General features: G+C 55.4%; 16 protein-coding genes. 12 read left to right on the top strand and 4 right to left on the bottom strand.

Translation table 11 applies throughout. The features are described 5' to 3' along the window. Window positions 1-8: 8 nt before the first annotated feature. The 7 genes from FGF54_RS26340 (at window position 9) to FGF54_RS26365 (ending at window position 5,498) form a co-directional block, all read left to right on the top strand. Complete coding sequence (locus FGF54_RS26340) at window positions 9-1,004, top strand: aminotransferase class IV (protein ID WP_246667043.1); 996 nt, start codon at window positions 9-11, stop codon at window positions 1,002-1,004. A gap of 20 nt (window positions 1,005-1,024) precedes the next feature. Beyond that, window positions 1,025-1,831 (top strand): ThuA domain-containing protein, encoded by an 807-nt coding sequence (locus tag FGF54_RS26345; RefSeq protein WP_142781848.1) that lies wholly within the window; start codon window positions 1,025-1,027, stop codon window positions 1,829-1,831. 31 nt (window positions 1,832-1,862) lie between these two features. Beyond that, window positions 1,863-2,522 (top strand): glutathione S-transferase family protein, encoded by a 660-nt coding sequence (locus FGF54_RS26350; protein WP_142781849.1) that lies wholly within the window; start codon window positions 1,863-1,865, stop codon window positions 2,520-2,522. 272 nt (window positions 2,523-2,794) lie between these two features. After that, window positions 2,795-2,995 (top strand): hypothetical protein, encoded by a 201-nt coding sequence (locus FGF54_RS27675; RefSeq protein WP_246667044.1) that lies wholly within the window; start codon window positions 2,795-2,797, stop codon window positions 2,993-2,995. A gap of 50 nt (window positions 2,996-3,045) precedes the next feature. Next, the gene (locus tag FGF54_RS26355) at window positions 3,046-3,924 is read left to right on the top strand and encodes a DUF3445 domain-containing protein (RefSeq protein WP_246667045.1); all 879 of its coding nucleotides are present in this window, start codon (window positions 3,046-3,048) and stop codon (window positions 3,922-3,924) included. 69 nt (window positions 3,925-3,993) lie between these two features. After that, the gene (locus tag FGF54_RS26360) at window positions 3,994-4,536 is read left to right on the top strand and encodes a dimethylamine monooxygenase subunit DmmA family protein (RefSeq protein WP_142781850.1); all 543 of its coding nucleotides are present in this window, start codon (window positions 3,994-3,996) and stop codon (window positions 4,534-4,536) included. 2 nt (window positions 4,537-4,538) lie between these two features. After that, on the top strand, window positions 4,539-5,498 hold the full coding sequence (locus FGF54_RS26365) for a PDR/VanB family oxidoreductase (protein ID WP_142781851.1): 960 nt from the start codon (window positions 4,539-4,541) through the stop codon (window positions 5,496-5,498). Here FGF54_RS26365 and FGF54_RS26370 read toward each other — a convergent pair. Together FGF54_RS26370 and FGF54_RS26375 are read right to left on the bottom strand one after the other, a co-directional pair. Next, window positions 5,493-6,170, bottom strand: coding sequence for a TetR/AcrR family transcriptional regulator (locus FGF54_RS26370; RefSeq protein WP_142781852.1), 678 nt, complete (start codon window positions 6,168-6,170; stop codon window positions 5,493-5,495). The genes FGF54_RS26365 and FGF54_RS26370 overlap by 6 nt on opposite strands. 142 nt (window positions 6,171-6,312) lie before the next feature. Further along, window positions 6,313-6,975, bottom strand: coding sequence for a TetR/AcrR family transcriptional regulator (locus FGF54_RS26375; protein WP_168208278.1), 663 nt, complete (start codon window positions 6,973-6,975; stop codon window positions 6,313-6,315). 124 nt (window positions 6,976-7,099) lie between these two features. On the opposite strand from FGF54_RS26375, the gene FGF54_RS26380 reads away from it, so the two are divergent. The 5 genes from FGF54_RS26380 to FGF54_RS26400 all read left to right on the top strand — a co-directional run bounded on the left by FGF54_RS26380 (window position 7,100) and on the right by FGF54_RS26400 (window position 13,486). After that, on the top strand, window positions 7,100-10,000 hold the full coding sequence (locus tag FGF54_RS26380; protein WP_142781854.1) for an amino acid permease: 2,901 nt from the start codon (window positions 7,100-7,102) through the stop codon (window positions 9,998-10,000). 29 nt (window positions 10,001-10,029) lie between these two features. Beyond that, complete coding sequence (locus tag FGF54_RS26385) at window positions 10,030-10,833, top strand: SDR family oxidoreductase (RefSeq protein WP_142781855.1); 804 nt, start codon at window positions 10,030-10,032, stop codon at window positions 10,831-10,833. A gap of 29 nt (window positions 10,834-10,862) precedes the next feature. Continuing rightward, on the top strand, window positions 10,863-11,810 hold the full coding sequence (locus FGF54_RS26390) for a transporter (protein ID WP_142781856.1): 948 nt from the start codon (window positions 10,863-10,865) through the stop codon (window positions 11,808-11,810). A 71-nt stretch (window positions 11,811-11,881) separates the two neighbouring features. Next, window positions 11,882-12,346 carry a PaaI family thioesterase gene (locus FGF54_RS26395; RefSeq protein WP_142781857.1) on the top strand — a complete coding sequence of 155 codons (465 nt, stop codon included), beginning with the start codon at window positions 11,882-11,884 and terminating at the stop codon, window positions 12,344-12,346. 78 nt (window positions 12,347-12,424) lie between these two features. Then, the gene (locus tag FGF54_RS26400; protein WP_142781858.1) at window positions 12,425-13,486 is read left to right on the top strand and encodes an AraC family transcriptional regulator; all 1,062 of its coding nucleotides are present in this window, start codon (window positions 12,425-12,427) and stop codon (window positions 13,484-13,486) included. Window positions 13,487-13,538: 52 nt separating this feature from the next. Here the strand turns inward: FGF54_RS26400 and FGF54_RS26405 are convergent, their stop codons facing one another. After that, window positions 13,539-15,032, bottom strand: coding sequence for an aldehyde dehydrogenase (locus FGF54_RS26405; protein ID WP_246667046.1), 1,494 nt, complete (start codon window positions 15,030-15,032; stop codon window positions 13,539-13,541). Between the two features lie 73 nt (window positions 15,033-15,105). Further along, window positions 15,106-17,136, bottom strand: a complete 2,031-nt coding sequence (locus tag FGF54_RS26410) for a pyrroloquinoline quinone-dependent dehydrogenase (protein ID WP_142781859.1) — start codon at window positions 17,134-17,136, stop codon at window positions 15,106-15,108. Window positions 17,137-17,370 lie beyond the last annotated feature (234 nt).

Below are 17,370 nucleotides of genomic sequence, written 5' to 3' on the forward strand. Positions count from 1 at the left end.
CAGCATTGATGAACCACGATCAGTTTCAGGGAATTCTCCACATGTCCTACACCGACCATATCTTTGCCGGATACCACAACCGCCTGACCGAGCTTGCGGCCAGCGAAAACCCTTTTGCCAAAGGCATCGTTTATATCGAGGGTGAATATGTCCCCCTCGCGCAAGCACGCATCCCGATCCTGGATCAAGGCTTTCTGCATTCGGATCTCACCTACGACGTTCCCGCAGTCTGGGACGGCAGGTTCTTCAGGCTCGACGAGCATCTGGATCGTTTCGAAAAAAGCTGCGAACAACTTCGCCTGAAAAGCCCGCTTGGGCGGCAGGAAATACGGGACCGTCTCACAGAAATGGTGGCGAAAAGCGGCATCCGCGACGCCTATGTGATGATGATCGTCACCCGTGGCCTCCGCTTCATCAGGCAGTACGCCCCGGAAGAGTGCGAAAACTTCTGTTATCTCATGGTCATGCCCTACATGTGGGTCATGGACGAGCAGACACAGAAGAAGGGTGGCACTGCGGTCATCACCCGCACCGTTCGCCGCGTGCCGCCGGGGGCAATCGACCCGACCGTGAAGAACCTGCAATGGGGCGATTTCACCCGTGGTCTGATGGAAGCCCGCGACCGCGGCGCCATGTATCCGATCCTCACCGACGGGGACGCAAACCTGACCGAGGGATCTGGTTTCAACGTCATACTGGTCAAGGATGGCAAACTGTACACTCCGAAAAAAGGCGTGCTGGAGGGGGTCACCCGCAAGTCGGTTCTGGCCGTCGCGGAAAAGCTGGGCTACCCCTATGTCCTCGACGATATACCGGTGGAGCTCGCCTATCACTGCGACGAAATCCTCTTCGTCACAACCGCAGGCGGCGTCATGCCCGTCACGCTGCTTGACGGGCAGCCAGTCGGTAACGGTGAAGTCGGACCGGTCAGCAAGGCACTCTGGAAAGGCTATTGGGACGCACATTATGACCCAACGATAAGCTTTGCTATCGATTACGAATAAAGCCGGTTGGGAGGAGAACGATGGGCTTTCTGGATTACAAGGTTCGGCCTCGTATCGCAGTGATCGGCAACGGTCACACCTATGACCGCACGGCGCTCATGGCGATGTTCGAGAGTTTTCAAGGGATGGAATGTTTTCTCATCGAGCATCCCGTCGCCGAACGCGTCCTCAATCCGCAGGCCATGTGCGACGTCGATGCCGTCGTGCTTTACGATATGCCCGGAGGGAATCCCTGGACGGGACCGGGATATGAAGTGGCGCCCTCCCGGATTTTCCAGGAGGGTTTCAGGGGATTGCTTAAATCGGGAATGCCTATCGTTGCCCTCCACCACGCGATTGCCGCCTGGACGTCCTGGCCAGAATATGCCGAGGCTCTCGGCGGCATCCTGCTGCATTTTCCGGGCGAGGTGCGTGGTCAAGCCGTGATGGATGGTGGGACGCGTGCGGATATCTCCATGACGATCACGGCCGACAACGCATCCCACCCGCTGTTTGAGGGGCTTCCCGATCGATTCACGCTGATCGATGAGGCCTATCTCATGGAGGTCTTCGAAGACAGTATCACCCCGGTCGCCCGCTCGGATGTGGACTGTAGCGATCGCAACTTGTTTTCACTGAAACTTGCCATGACCGGCGAACGCTGGTCCAACAGGGGATGGCAGAGACCAACCGGCAGCAGTGTCGTGGCTTGGACGAAGCGAAGCGGTAACAGCGCCGTGGCTTACATACAGCCCGGCCATTTCCCGGAAACGCAGGCCAACGGAAATTACCGGCGGCTGGTGCAGAATGCCATCAACTGGTCAATCTCGGAAAGCCGGCGCTCTTGAGCCTGACGGCACGCCGTTATGGGAGACCATAATGAAACTCTATACTTCCGTTGGACCAAATCCGCGCGTCGTCCGCATGTTCGCCGCCGAGCGAGGTATCCATCTGCATGAACACTGGATCGATCTGGTTGCAGGCGAAAACAGGCAGGCTCCATTTCTCGAGATCAACCCGGCCGGCCAGCTTCCCGCGCTGGAGTTGCCATCGGGACAGGTCATCGCGGAATCACTGGCCATATGCGAGTATCTCGATGAAACATCACCCGCGCCGTTCCTGATCGGTGCGACACCGGAAAACAAGGCGACAGTCAGAATGTGGACACGCCGGGCTGATCTGGCATTCAATCAGCCGATAACTGCCGCGTTCCGTTATGGCCCCGGACTAAGCGTTTTCAAGGAGCGTGTTCATTGCGTTCCCCAAGCAGCCGAGGACATGAAAGCAATCGCGTCCAAGGCAGCGGCCTGGTTCGATACGCAGCTTGCCGGGAAGGATTATATTGCAGGAAACGATTTCAGCCTCGCCGATATCGTACTCTATTGTTTCATTGATTTTGCCGCTCGACGGGCTGGTCTTCCGATAGATCCCGATCAAAAGAAACTGCTCGAATGGTTCACAAGGATCGATGCCCGTTCATCGGCAGCGGAATCGCTGACCGGAACCTATGGTCCCGCATCCGCAAAAGAGCGGCGCTGACGTGATATTCACGTTTCTGCGCCCTTTTTGCTTACACGATGCCCAAATATTAATCGAATCAGATTGACTAGTGTCGCGCAGCATTGGCGCCCCGACCTGCATGAGTACTCCACGGAATACTACAAATATCCCGATAGAGTTAATTCAACGCACGCGATTTCCATTTTAAGAAAGACGATTGATAGTCGAATAAATTCGGCTAATATATCCTCGATAAGGCAACGCGCGTTGGCCGCCCGGTTTTACGTGAGATTTCAGCCGGAGAGGGTTCAGTGGTTACAAAAACGGCTTCATACCTTGAAGATGACGACACTGCCCGCCCCCCAGAACTGGGGTTGCTTTCGCAGCGGCGTTTCATTGAAGAATATGCAAATGTCTTCGCGGGCCGCATGGACTTTAAAAACTCGCAACAAGCGATCCTGCGCTTTCCTTTCCCTTTGAAAGAGATGAGTATATTCCCTCCGTTAACGTAGAACCCCACGACAGAACCGGGGCTACCGCCGCACTTCGCACAGTTTTCGACATGGACGAGCACTATCTGGCGAGCGTGGCAAACAGAGCTGCTATTCTCGAGAAAGATCCCGGGCGCTATCAGTCGAAGCCTCATATGATGGATGCGCAATGGGAGGCGACAATCTACATCATGGAAAATCTGGCACGGGATTTTCCAGAAAACTTCGAATTCCGCAAAGTTGGCACGGAGTGCCGATGGATCAACCGGCCACTGCATATCGACCATGTTTTTGCCATCGCAGACCGTCAGTCACTCCCTTGCGAGCCCTTCGAATACATCACGCGACAGGTCCAAGGCGACTTCATGCTCCTCGATCAACGCGAGGAAACGCTGTGGCTGGATGCCGGGATCGTGACGGAAGGTGGCGGCTGGTCATTTGATTTTATTTTTGGCATGGACTGGCGCGGAATCCATGGCCCGTTACGCGGAGAGCGGGAGAGACGCATCGTTGAACGCGCCTTGCGCATGACGCTCAATCTGGGTGCCGATGCCCCGCAAAGGCGCGTGAACTGGTTCGTCACCGTGACGCCCCGCATGGATCTCGCCATGGAATCCCGCTATCGCTGGAATCCGGGCCTGCCGAAGATTACGACAGAAAACGTCGCGGACAATGTCTTTTTCCGCGTCGAGTTCCAGCAGTTGCACCGCTTGCCGGCGTCCAATGCCATCATCTTTGTCCTGCGAAACTACATGCTGTCCATCCGCGACATCGCGCGCGTCCCCAAATGGGGCCGTCGATTGCATCGGGTTCTTCGAGATCTGGACCCTAGCCTGGATCGAACGAAATCGATGATCGCCCGCGAGGAGATTGTCGAGTGGCTCTCGCAGTTCGATGACGGCACCCCGACCACACCCGGGCGCAGCCCCGACCTGAACGCGGTGTTTTGATATGTCATACTCCCGGGCGCTCTCGGATCGAATCTTCAGTTCGACGAAACCCGGGCATACATTGCTTGTATGGCAACCGGTGGCGCAACACCTTCTGGTGCACGACGGACACGGTACACAGGCAATCGTATCTTTCTTGCAGAAGCGGGCTGGATTGCGCGGAAAAATCGACGTCACTTCGCCTTCCGGCTCCGCATAAAAGAGCGACTTTCGACCGAAGGTCCGTTCGATCAGGACATAACCGAACTGGCGGAAGACCTTGTATCTGCCGGGCTGGCGCAACGCCTCGAAAAGGCCAATATGGCAACCGCGCTTTATGCGTGCGGCACCGAGGCGTTCCTGTCCCGTATCCGGCGCGTTGCACTGGAAAGCGATTTCCCGAAAGAGAATCTTTTCACGCAGGTGGCGGGCCCGAACGAATGGGACGTGCAATGCGCCTATTGCAAACGCATCCATGCGAACACCACGCGACGAACCATCCGGTGTGAGAATTGCGGTATCGATCTTCTCGTTCGAAATCATTATTCGATTTCGTTTGGCGCGTATCAGGGTGTGTTCATAAGCCCAGGTGATCCGATATTCGCAGAAGCAAGTCAGGCGGAGCTCGTTTGAAAATGGATGGCAGCCTGCTTCAGGCAATTGTGTCGAATATTTCACAGGTTGCCGGGGGGATCAAAGTCGTTTCTCTGGATGGTACGGGCGAACAGCCGTTGCCCCGTTTTTCTCCCGGTGCCCATATCACGCTTCATTTGCAGGATGGCAGCCTCGTACGGCGCAATTCCTATACGCTGATCGATACGGCGGAAGAGGCAAACCAGTACAGAATTGCCGTACAGCTACAGCCATATGGCAGGGGCGGATCGAAATTCGTCCATGAGCAACTGAAGGTTGGGCACAGGGTTTCGATCAGCCACCCTCTCAACCTTTTCGGCCTGCACCGGCGGGCGCGAAAGCACGTTTTCATAGCCGGTGGCATTGGAATAACGCCATTTCTGACCCTGGCGCAGGAGGCCACCCGGCAAGGAACCCCTTTCGAGCTGCACTATACTTTCCGCCACGCAGCGTCGGCAGCCTTTGTGACAGATCTTCAGGCGCGCTATCCCGATCGGATCAGGTTATATGAAAGCACTGGCGGGCAGCGTCTGGATCCGGCACAGGTGATGTCGGGACAACCAGTCGGCACACATCTTTACGCCTGCGGTCCCACACGGCTGATCGATGCTCTTTCCAGCGCAGTCGATGCCGGTTTGTGGCCGCGCTCCTGTTTTCATTTCGAGCGCTTCAAGGCAAATTTTTCCGGCTTGCCCTTCTCCGTACGCATTCGCTCGACGGGGGAAATCATCGATGTGGAGCAGGATCAGAGCCTTCTGGAGCGACTGGAGGATGCCGGATACAGAATACCCTATATGTGCCGTGTCGGATTTTGCGGTCGATGCAGGATCAAGGTCATCACCGGCAGCGGTAAACTCATCCATAACGATCAGGCGCTGGACGACGACGAGAAGCACCGCGGCTGCGACATCGTATCGTGTGTATCGCGCTTCGAGAGTGATGATATGACTCTGGACCTATGATCCGGCGCCTGTCGATCTGGGCGGTAGATATTCAGGCAGAAAACAACGCAGATAGGCTGTTGTCGCCCTGATGCCCTCTTCAAGCGCCCCGGCAGTAATGCGGCCGTCGCGACTGTAAGCAAGCGCCCAGATCCCGTCATTCAGCGCCACCGAGTTCGATAGCCTGGCTATCCAATCCGGTATGGTCGGCACGATAAAATAGCGCTCCAGTATCTCGGCGCGGGCTTCAGCGATCACAACGATACCGGTCATATCCCGCCGCCGGACTTCGGCATTGATTGTCGTGCCAAAAAACAGCTTCATACTTGCAGGATGGTCATTGTAAAATTGCATGACATCGCGCAACCTGTACGCGATCAGTTCCTGCCAGCTCTGCGGGGGCGGGCTGATTGCCTGGCGACCGGCATCCAGGATCATGCCGAAATAGACGTCAGCCAGTTCAATGAGTGCCGCATCCTTGCTCGGAAAAAAATGATAGACCGATGCGATCGGCACGCCTGCACGTTCAGCAATCCGGTTCAGGTTTACGTCGCCAACATCATGTTCGTGCAACAAGGCGTCCGTCGATTCAATCAGGAGTTTCAGGCGCTGCTGGCCGTTTTTACGCATCGATGGTTTGCGCGCGGAAGTCGAGATTGCCGAATCGAGTGCGTTTTCTGCCAGTGTACTCATGTTGGCCTCAGAGACTTATTCCCTCGCAATCCCGCGCAGTTTTCTGCCACAGATTAGCCAAAGCATGCTGAAAATGGAATGCACATTCTCTGTTTCATCGCTGGCAATTTATGGTCAATAACGGCATGCCAAGAGTTGTCTATTACAACCCGCGAAGCACTGCAGCGACAACGCGTTCGAGCGTCGCGATCAGAATTTCTCTGTCTTCCGGCTCCGAGTGCATGATGCGGATGAGATTTCCCTGAATTGCCTCCAGAATAACGAGAGACGTGGCATCGGTCTGTTCCTCCGGGAGGTTCGGCACCGCCCAAACCATAAGATCCCGGAAAAGCATCGCATTTTCCTCTGTATCCCGCATATCGAGGGCGCGTAGCTCGGGATTTCCGCGCAGACTGTCCCAAATGATCGCCGAGACCGGGGAACGCAACAGAAAGTCCGCGATATCTCTTACCAACGCTGCGGCCATCGCCGGTCGCTCGTCTTCCCGCATCGAAGATGAAGGCAGTTGGGAGATAGCTTCAACGACATAGCCCCGCAGCTCCGAGAGATGTTCTACGGCCAATGCCCTCACAACAGAACTAACAGATGGGAAGTAATGATAGACAGAGGCGATCGGTAACGAAGCGCGGCGAGCCAGCTCTCGCATTTTTAGTCCTTCGATGCCTGTCTCGGCGATCAAAGTCGCCGCCACGGAAAGCAGAAGATCAACTCTTTCCCGGCTGCGTGCCTGAACCCCTTGGCTGCGCATTGTCGTACGAGTGATGCAGCTTTTAGTTTGTTCGTCTTTTTTGCGCTTCTCTACCATGGGCTTCCTCATAGATGATTTCTTAAAAATCGATCAATACTCGGTATTGACATATTGCAAAAGCCGATCAATGCTCGATTTAATAATATATAACACATGCAGATCATTTTAGGGGAACTGCACTATGCAAATAACAGACCGCAACGCGGTAGCCTATCCGGCTGCCGCGAAGAAGAAGCATTCGCTATCAACCGCCGGGGTCATCATTCTCGTCATCTCCGCCGCCGCCCCGCTCGCGGCGATGGTTGGCAACGCGCCCCTCGCCTTGACGACAAGCGCTGGTCTTTCGATGCCAGCAGCATTCGTGCTCGTTGGGCTCACATTACTTTGCTTTTCCATTGGCTACTCGGCACTTAGCCAGCAAATCGTCAGCAAGGGCGCTTTCTACACACAGATTGGGCAGGGTCTGGGACGTCCCGCAGGGATTGTCGCTGCCTACTCCGCCAGCTTTGCATACATGACTTATGCAATCGGCATTGCCGCTGCCTTCGGTTACTTCGCCTCGTTGCTGACGAAGGAAATCGGCCACGAGATACCCTGGATGACCTGTGCCGCTGCAGCGATTGTCTTTGTGGCATTTCTTGGGTTCCGATCGATTGATCTGTCGGCAAATGTTCTCAAATATTTCATGATTGCCGAATTCGGCGTGCTTCTCGTCTTTGACGTTCTCGTCCTTGCGCGCAAGGGATTGGCGGCGCTGACACTGGACGTCTGGTCGTCGGCGAATGTCTTTAATCCGGGAATTGGTGCCGTCATCCCATTCGCAGTTGTCTGCTTCATTGGTTTTGAAGCGACTGCGCTTTATGGCGAAGAGACGCCCAATCCACGCCGGTCGATCCCGCGGGCCACCTTCATTTCTCTTGCAGTAATCGCCCTTTTCTATCTTGCATCGATTTGGATCATAATCGGTGCAATCAACGCAGCTTCGATACAGGAGTTCGCCCAGCAAGAATCGGGCAACATGGTTTTTACCCTGGCCACAACATATGGTGGCGAAGGTCTGACCGCAGCGATCGGGGTTCTTCTTGTCGCCAGTATGCTCGCAAGCTTCCTTGCCATTCATAATGCCGCAAGCCGTTACTTCTTCGCTCTTGCCAGCGACCATCTCCTGCCTTCGATCCTGGCGCATTATCATCCAAAGTTCCATTCGCCCCATGTTGCCAGCATGGTAATGACCGTGCTGCAACTGATCATCGTTCTGGGACTCGGGGCCTATGGTGTTTCCCCCTATGTCGGGATCGCCTCATCAACGATAGGGCTTGGAACGATCGGCATCATCGCGATGCAGATCGCATCATCGCTGGCAGTCTTTGGGTTCTTCACGCGGACGGGAAGCGGCTCGCTATTGATAACCAGAATCATGCCGCTGATCGGAGCGGTCGGCCTTACCGTCTGCCTGATACTGGTCGTCAAAAGTTATAGCAGCCTGACAGGTACGGACAACGCTTTCGTCAACGGTCTACCTTGGCTCTTCCTTCCCTTAGGTGCTGCCGCTCTGGTTTACGCGTTCATGCTGAGACACCATCATCCAAATAAGTACGCAAAAATTGCTGGCGCAGAATATCGCCCCATCAAAGAAAGAACGGCAAGCGAAGTCGCCTATGAAAACCACTATTGCATCATCGGCGCAGGTCCGTCCGGTCTCATTATGGCGCGTGCCTTTGTCAAGGAAGGCATTCCGTTCGACTGCTTTGAAAGATATTCCGACGTTGGTGGCCTGTGGGATCCAGAAAATCCCGGAACCCCCATTTACGAGAGCGCGCACTTCATCTCATCGAAATGGACATCCTATTTCTACGGCTTTCCCATGCCGGACCATTATCCGGATTATCCTTCATACCGGCAAATTCTTGACTACATCCGTTCATTTGCCCGCGCCTTCGGACTCTACGATCACATCACCTTCAATACCGCAGTAGCTTCGGCTGAACCGGTTGATGGAAAGTGGAAAGTAACATTGTCCACAGGTGAGGTGCGTACCTATGCCGGTGTCATTGCCTGCCCCGGTGTCACCTGGCATGCAAGCATGCCGAAATTTCCGGGAATGGAGAATTTCAAGGGAGAAGTCCGTCATTCGGTAACATATCGACGTCCCGATGAATTCCGCGGAAAGCGTGTACTCGTCGTCGGCGCGGGTAACTCCGGCGTGGACATTGCCTGCGACGCGGCAAAATTCGCTGACAAGGCATTTTTCAGCGTTCGTCGCGGTTACCGCTTTGTTCCAAAGCACCTCTTCGGGATACCGACCGATGTGCTGATGAACGGCCATGTGCTGCCACCGAAGGGCATATCGCTTTCGACAGATGCCAATGCGATGCTCGATATGCTGAACGGTGACCTTACGCGCCTTGGCCTTCCAAAACCGGATCATGATGCACTTGCCAGCCACCCGATCATGAACACGCAGATCCTGCATTATCTCCAGCACGGCGATCTGCACGCAAGACCCGATATTTCAGAGTTTCGCACGCACTCCGTCGTGTTCAAGGACGGCTCGGAAGAACAGATCGACCTCGCTCTGCTTGCGACGGGCTATGAGTACAGCATGCCGTTCTTTAATCCTGCGCTGTTCGATTGGAAAGGCGGCCGCCCTCAACTGTATCTCAATGTGATCCACCGCAACACGCGCGGCCTGTACGTCCTTGGCTTTACAGAATTCGCCGACGCAGCGTACCGTCGCTTCGACGACATGGCGCAGCTCATCATCGCCGACATCCACGCGACAGAAACGGGAACTGGTCGCCAGTGGCTTGATGCGCAACGGACAGGTCATTTCCCGGATTTGCGCGGCGGCAAGGTCTATGTCGACTCGCCCCGCCACACCAACTACGTCCACACGGAAACCTTCAGACGTCTCATGACCGAATTCCGGCTAAAGCTCGGCTGGCCTGATCTCGATGACAATTTCTACGCGGACGTCCGTCGACCGAATGCCAACATCCATTCGCTTGCAGCCAACAGCAGAAAAGCCGCCGATGGGTCTCAAAGTCAAAAAAGCAGCCACGTTTCGGAGGTTCGTAATTGAGCAGATCAACGCAGAAGGCAAGCAGCCGCATGACAGCGTTAGTGACTGGTGCAGCCGGGGGCATCGGTCAAGTTCTGACCGAACGCCTTATCGGTCAAGGATATCGGGTTTTGATGCTTGATATCAATGGTGAAAGTCTGGCGGGCTGCAAAGCCCGCTTCGGCGACGCCGTGACGCCGGTGGTTTGCGACCTCACCGACCCTGCATCGGTTGAAAAGGCACGCCATGAGGTGGGTGAAACCGTCACCACGCTGGAAGTCATCGTCAACAATGCGGGCTTCATCGTGCCGGGGCCATTTATCGCGGCCAAGGCCGATGCGATCGAAAAGCAGATGCAGATCAATCTGTTGGGCCCCCTACGGGTTCTCAACGCATTCCTGCCGCTCATGACTACGAACGGCAAGGTCGTCAACGTAATTTCCATGGCAGGGATTCTTCCGCTCAAGGACAGTTCCGTCTACGCCGCCGGGAAATTCGGCCTGCGCGGTTTCACCATCTCATTGGCACTCGAACTGAGAGAGCGCGGCATCAAGGTATCGGGCATCTACCCCTCCTCGGTCGACACACAAATGCTGCAGATGGAGGCCCGCAATGGCGGGTCGCCCCTCAACTTTCTGGCAGAGCCTTTGCGGCCGGAGACGGTCGTGGATGCAATCATGCGTGCGATCAGGGAGGGCAAACTCGAATATTACGTACCTTACGGGGACGGCCTCCTGTCGCGGATCGCGTCCGCTTTTCCCTGGTCGATTGCCCACCTGCTCCCGCGCTTCGAAAAAAAAGGATTGGCCGGGAAGCAGCGCTATCTCGCGAAAATCGGCAAAGGCATCAATTAAGCCGCAGCTATCAAAAAGAGGGGACATCAATGCGGAAATCAGGAGCATTTACAGTAACATGCGTCGCTTTGAGCTTTATGGCCAGCATCGGCACAGCCGATGCCGGTGAGGGCGGCGGCAGTAATCTCATGCTGGGTGGCACAACCTTCCAGACGCCTGTCTTCCCGGAGACGGGTTTCTATTACAGCAACTACATCAATTATTATCACGCCAGCCGCTTAAACGACGGCGATGGCAACAATGTCGTGCCCGATCTCAGTCTCAATGCCGTCGTCGATTACAACCAGTTCGTTTACGTCACCCCTTTCGAATTAGGGGATATGAAATTCGCCGTCGGGGCGGTCGTTCCTCTTGCAACCGTTCGGCAGGATGCAGGCGGCGTGACCAGCCGGGAAACCGGGCTTGCCGACATCCTTATCCAGCCTTTGATCGTCGGCTGGGAACAGGGGAATTTTCATGTAGCGTTCGTGCAGGGCGTCTTCCTGCCCACCGGCCAATACGATCCCAATTCCCAGGTGAACATCGGCCGAAATACATGGGCCTATCAACCGCAGCTGTCGCTGGGTTATATCGATCCTCAAGGATGGGAAGCAACCGCCACCTTGTCCTACGTGACCAACAGCAAGAACAAAGATGCCATGATTTCCCTGCTCAATCCCACGGGGGCAGACTATCGCAGCGGTAACGAACTCGGGATCGACTTTGCGGTCGGTTACAATTTCACCCCGAATTTCGAAATCGGTCTGACCGGCTACTACTACAAACAGCTTTCCGACGACAAAATTTCCGATCCCGCGTCCAATCAGGCCTTGCAGGATTTCGCAAACGGCCTGAGGGGCCAAGTGGCGGCAATCGGTATCGGCGCAAGATATCTCACCAGTTTCGGCGAATTCTATGCTCACGTCGATCGCGAATTCGCTGCTCGCAATCGCACGCAAGGAACATCCGCATGGATAAGATGGAACATCGCCTTCTGAGTTTTTGAACGGCTTGCGACGTTGCGCGAAGTTACGACGAATGACCATCGCGAAAAAGGGAGGAGATGCGCATGACGGTACTGGAGGATGAGACATGCCAGCTTGATGGTCTTTCTCAATTGCAAAAGCTCATGTCGACCGGTCAGCAAGCTCCAATTGCGCAGACGATGAGCTTTGCCCTCGTCGAGGCTGAACGTGGTCGGGTGGTGTTTGAGGGCACCCCCGACGCTCGCTTTTACAATCCTATCGGAAGTGTTCACGGTGGCTATGCGGCGACCCTTCTCGACAGTGCGTGCGGCTGTGCGGTGCATTCATCGCTCAGTGCACAACAAGGTTACACCACATTGGAGCTGAAGATTTCCTATATCCGCGGCCTCACACACCGAAGTGGTCCCATCATGGTCGAGGGCCGTACTCTCAATGTCGGCCGACGCGTGGCTTTCGCTGAAGCAACGCTTGTCGATCGCGAAGGGCGGCTATGCGCTTCCGCAACGTCGACTTTGCTGGTGTTCGACCTTGAAAAGCCGAGCGCATAGGCGAGACAGACTCGAACCAGAGGACACAGGCCGTTAGAGCGTTCGTGGCTGACAAAAGCGGAAACGCAGGTGTTGGATATGGCATTGATAGACGACATGAGCATCGATGGAAATGGATTGGAACTTCCACCAAAATCGAGGCCCATCACACCATCACACATACTCTTTCATTTGAGCACCGAACTTTTATCGCGGGGTTTCGATCTTCACGCCGATCCGCGATGGCGTTTTCTCTGTGAGTTGAATCAATCGCGCAAGCCCGCGCGGGTGTCGTTTAGTCAGGCAGAGGTCCTTATTCAGAATGCCCTTGACGCAACGAACGACCCGAACCTTGGTTTGGCGGTTGGTTTGCGCCAATCGTTCGGTTCGCTCGGTCTATTATCCTCGGCATTACTCAGCAGTCCGACACTCAGAAGTGCTCTTGCCGTTGGGATGAAATATCATCGTTTATCCGGCAGCCTGATTGAACTGGATCAATCCTGTGCAGAGAACGGCGACATTCATCTGTCAATTAATGTACGGCATGTCGGAACGACGATTTCTCGCTTCGTAATGCAGGAATTTTGCGGCGGCTTTTCACGGGTATCGCACTACCTGCATCGTGGGAAATCTCCGTTTCGGCATGTTTCAATGATATTCCAAATGATGGACAAGACACCTCTCGAAGAGGCGTTTGCTTGTCCCGTTGAAACGGGAGTGGCAAGAAATGAAATCGTCATGTCCGCAGAAGCTCTGGATTATTCGCTCGAAACAGCTGATGCATATGCCCTGTCCGAGGTTATCGATGTCTTGGAGGCATTGACGCACGCTGCCAAAGCGGAACGCGGCTTTCTGGAGCAAACCGAACAGACCCTCGTCAAATCGATCAAAACCCCGCCTCAGGTGGACGCACTGGCGCGACAACTCGGCACGAGCGAGCGCACATTGCGCCGAAGACTGAACGAGGCCGGAACGAGCTATAGTGAACTTCTGGAAAAACTGCGCCTCGATCATGCGATCCAGTTACTGCACAACAGGAAGCTGTCCGTTAAGCAGATATCAAGTCATGTCGGCTTCACAGATCCCCGCAGTTTACGACGACTGATGATGGATCATGTCGGCATGTCCGCCTCTGAATTGCGACGCAGGGTAGACGTCTGAAAGATCGCTTTCCATGAGAGAACCGGCTTCGAAATATGAAGCCGGCATCCCCTTAACGTAGCTGAATCCAGATCGACTTCGATTCCAGATATTGATCGTGTGCCGCAAGGCCCTTGTCCTTGCCTCCAAAGCCGGATTCCTTGTAGCCACCGAATGGCATGGCGAAATCACCCTCCGAGAAGCAGTTCACAGAAACCGTACCCGCGCGGATCCCTCTTGCCAACCGGTGAGCGACGTTGAGGTCATCGGTGTAGACCGATGCCGCCAGCCCGAAGCGCGTGTCGTTTGCAACACTCAACGCGTCCTCTTCCGTTTCCACGGTCAATACAGACAAGACCGGACCGAACACTTCTTCCTGTGCAATGGTCATGCTGCTTTTGACATTTTCTATGATCGTCGGCTGCACGAAAAAGCCGCCGCTCTCTTCCAATACGCGATTGCCCCCATGGGTCACGCTGCCCCCCTCTTGGCGACCGGCATCGATCAGACCCAACACCTTGCTCAAATGTTTTTCCTCAATCATCGCTCCCACCCTGGTGTCGGGCGAGAAGGGGTCGCCGACTTTCCATTCGTCGAACTTGGCTTTCAAGGCATCGAGAACGCGGTCTTGAATCGGTTTTTGAACGATGAGCCGTGAGCCAGCCGAGCAATTCTCCCCCTGGCAAAACAGGATGCCAGTGGCGATATGATCGATCACCGGCTGTAAATCGCGGACATCCTTCATGACGATTGCAGGCGATTTGCCGCCGCATTCCAATACTATTCTCTTCAGGTTCGATTTTGCCGAATATTCCAGAAAGTAACGCCCAACCTCGCCCGAACCGGTGAAGGTGACGCAATCGATATCCATATGAAGACCGATGGCTTTGCCTGCCTCATGTCCAAGTCCCGGCACGACGTTGAAGACCCCATCCGGAATACCCGCTTCTGCTGCAAGCGCTGCGATGCGGATAAGCGAGAGCGACGTTTGTTCGGCTGGCTTGAGGATCAGAGAATTGCCGCCAGCAAGTGCCGGGGCAATTTTCCAGATGGCAACGAAAATGGGAAAGTTCCACGGGATGACCGCGCCGACGACACCGATCGGTTCGCGGACGATCATCGCCACGACGTCTGAAGGCGATTGTGGCACGCTGTCGTGAAGCTTGTCGGCGAGTTCCGCGTGCCAGCGAAGGGTTTCAATCGAATCCGGTACATCGACAGTGCGTGCGTCGGTGATGGGTTTGCCGCAATCCAGCACTTCGAGCAATGCCAGTTCTTCCATATGTGCTTCGAGCAAGTCTGCAAAACGGAGCAGGATTTTTTTACGCTCACGCGGGGGCATTCGTGACCAGCTGCCGGCCTCAAAAACACGGCGGGCGGCGGCAACGGCGTAATCGATATCCTTTTCGTCGCCTGATGCAATCTTTGCGATAAGACTGCCTGTAGACGGATCGACAGTGTCGAACGTCAGCCCGGAAATCGCCGGTCGATATTGCCCGTCGATAAATGCGCCCGTCTCAAGCTTTAAGCTGAGGGCGGCTTTTCTGAAGTCGGTCATGGTGTTCATAGTCTTTCCTTCATCTTTTCTGTATTTTTGACGAGACGTGGACCGGCGATGCCGAATCCACTCTGGATTGGATCTATTTTTGAAGAGGAAGCGTATAAGCGATCACCGTGTCTCCCAGACGCGTTCCGGAGAAGCTGTGCCCGCCTGCTGCCAGGACGACATATTGACGCCCCTCGAACATGTAGGTCATCGGTGTCGCCTGACCGCCCGCAGGCAGGCGACCCTTCCAAAGCTCCCTGCCTGACTCGATGTCATAGGCGCGCAGGTAATCGTCCATCGCAGCGCCAATGAAGATCACGCCGGTCTTGGTGACAATCGGACCGCCAATCGTCGGCGTGCCGAAGGAAAGTGCGAGTCCACCCGCCAAATCCTCGGTCGTCCCATGCGGTCTGCGCCAAACAATTTCACCTGTTCCCAGATCAACGGCAGCGAGGACGCCCCATGGTGGAGGCGTGCAAGGCAAGCCGAGCGGCGATACAAGCGTCTCATATGACAAGCTGTAGGGCGTATCCTCCATTGGCGCTTCTTCCATGCCGTCCAGCACAGCATCCGTCGCACCGGCGTCGGGCTTGCTTTTAGGGACGAGCTTGATCGCTCCTGCGAGGTTGCTCATGTTGATAATCATCAAGTTACGCTGCGGGTCGTATGCGGCGCTGCCCCAGTTGGCACCGCCTGCAAGGAACGGATAGATCATCGTCCCCTGAACCGACGGTGGTGTGTAGAGCCCCTCTCGACGGAGAGACGATATCTTGCGGGAGCAATAATACTTGTCCCAAAGCGTAATGCCGAAGGCTTTATCGGGCTGCGTCACTGAGCTTACAAGACCTTCAGGCGCGACAGGAAACGGTTGCGTCGGCGAAGTAACTTCACCCTTTACGTCCGTCTGGGGAACCGGTCGTTCTTCGATTGGCAGGAACGGCTTTCCCGTATCGCGATCAAGGACGAACACAAGGCCCATCTTAGACACGACAGCCACAACATCGTGCTCCTTGCCATCTCTCCAGATGGTGTAGAGACCGGGCTGCGCCGGCAGGTCGTAATCCCACAAGTCATGGTGGACGAGCTGGTAGCTCCAGACCACTTTGCCCGTGTCGGCATTCAGGGCCACGATCGAATTTGCATGGCGGTTGTCACCTATCCGGTTGCCGCCATAGTGATCCGGGCTTGGGCTGGAGGTGGCAAGGAAAATCAGGTTTCGCTTCACATCGACCGAAATCGTCGACCAGGTGTTCGCGGCTCCGGTCGTATCAGCGCTGTCGCCTTTCCAGTTCGTGCGCAGCGGATCGTTCGGATCGCGGGGGATCGGGTTGAAGCGCCACTTCAAGGCGCCGGTGCGTGTGTCAAACGCGTGCACGGTCCCAAGTGGAGCGTGCTGCCTGAGATTGTCGCCTATGGAGGATCCCGTGATCACCGTATCACCAATAATTGCAGGCGCAGACGTGATCTGGAATTCGCCCGGCCACCGCAAGCGGATATCCGGCTCGATCTCAACCGCTCCGCCATGGCCGAAATCATCGCAGGAAACTCCAGTATCTGCGTCAAGTGCTATCAAGCGCGAATCTACCGTGCCTGAGATTATGCGCTTGGCACAAACGCCGTTTTCCTTGTTGCTGTCTTTCCAGAACGAGATGCCGCGGCAGGTGTACTGATTGGTAGGTTTGCGGTCCGTCGCAACCTTGGGGTCGTGGCGCCATATCACGGCACCTGTTGCCGGATGCACGGCCACAACTTCGTTGAACTGAGTGCAGAAGATCAGCTTGTTTTCCACCAGAATGGGTGTGGCTTCAAACGCGGTGCTTTTGGCCGCATCTCCCTTGCCCTCAAGAGCACCGGTGTTCATTGACCACGCCACCTGAAGAGTGGAAACATTCTGCGGCGTAATCTGGCTCGCGGACGAGTAACGGGAACCGCCGGGGTCGCGTCCGTAAGAAGACCAGCCATTGTCCTCCTCGACGGGGTCTGCCCTCGCGACCTCTGCCTTACCGGAAATTGTCAGATCGTTGGCACCATTCATTGCAACCCAGAACGCCGACCCTCCCAGGAGGCTGATCGCTACAAACAGCGCCGCTCCCAGAACACTTAACGCCCATGTTCTTCTACGCATGTATTTTATTCCCCTTGCTCATCGTAAAACGTTCCCCCAACGAACCGCATGCACCCTGTTTTCAATGAATCCAGTCGGATAATGGCGGGATCGTTGTGGCATCGCATTCGAACCGGAATGGCCGGATAGAACCCACGTTGATACGGCCAAGCCGCAAGCGCCCGCGGGCAAACTGCCTAACTCGGCAACTCCATATCCGGCGTTTGGGAGACCAGACGTCGCATCAGAATTCCT

Origin of the sequence: Agrobacterium sp. T29, assembly GCF_006970545.1 — a bacterium.
Classification (GTDB): Bacteria; Pseudomonadota; Alphaproteobacteria; order Rhizobiales; family Rhizobiaceae; genus Agrobacterium; species Agrobacterium leguminum.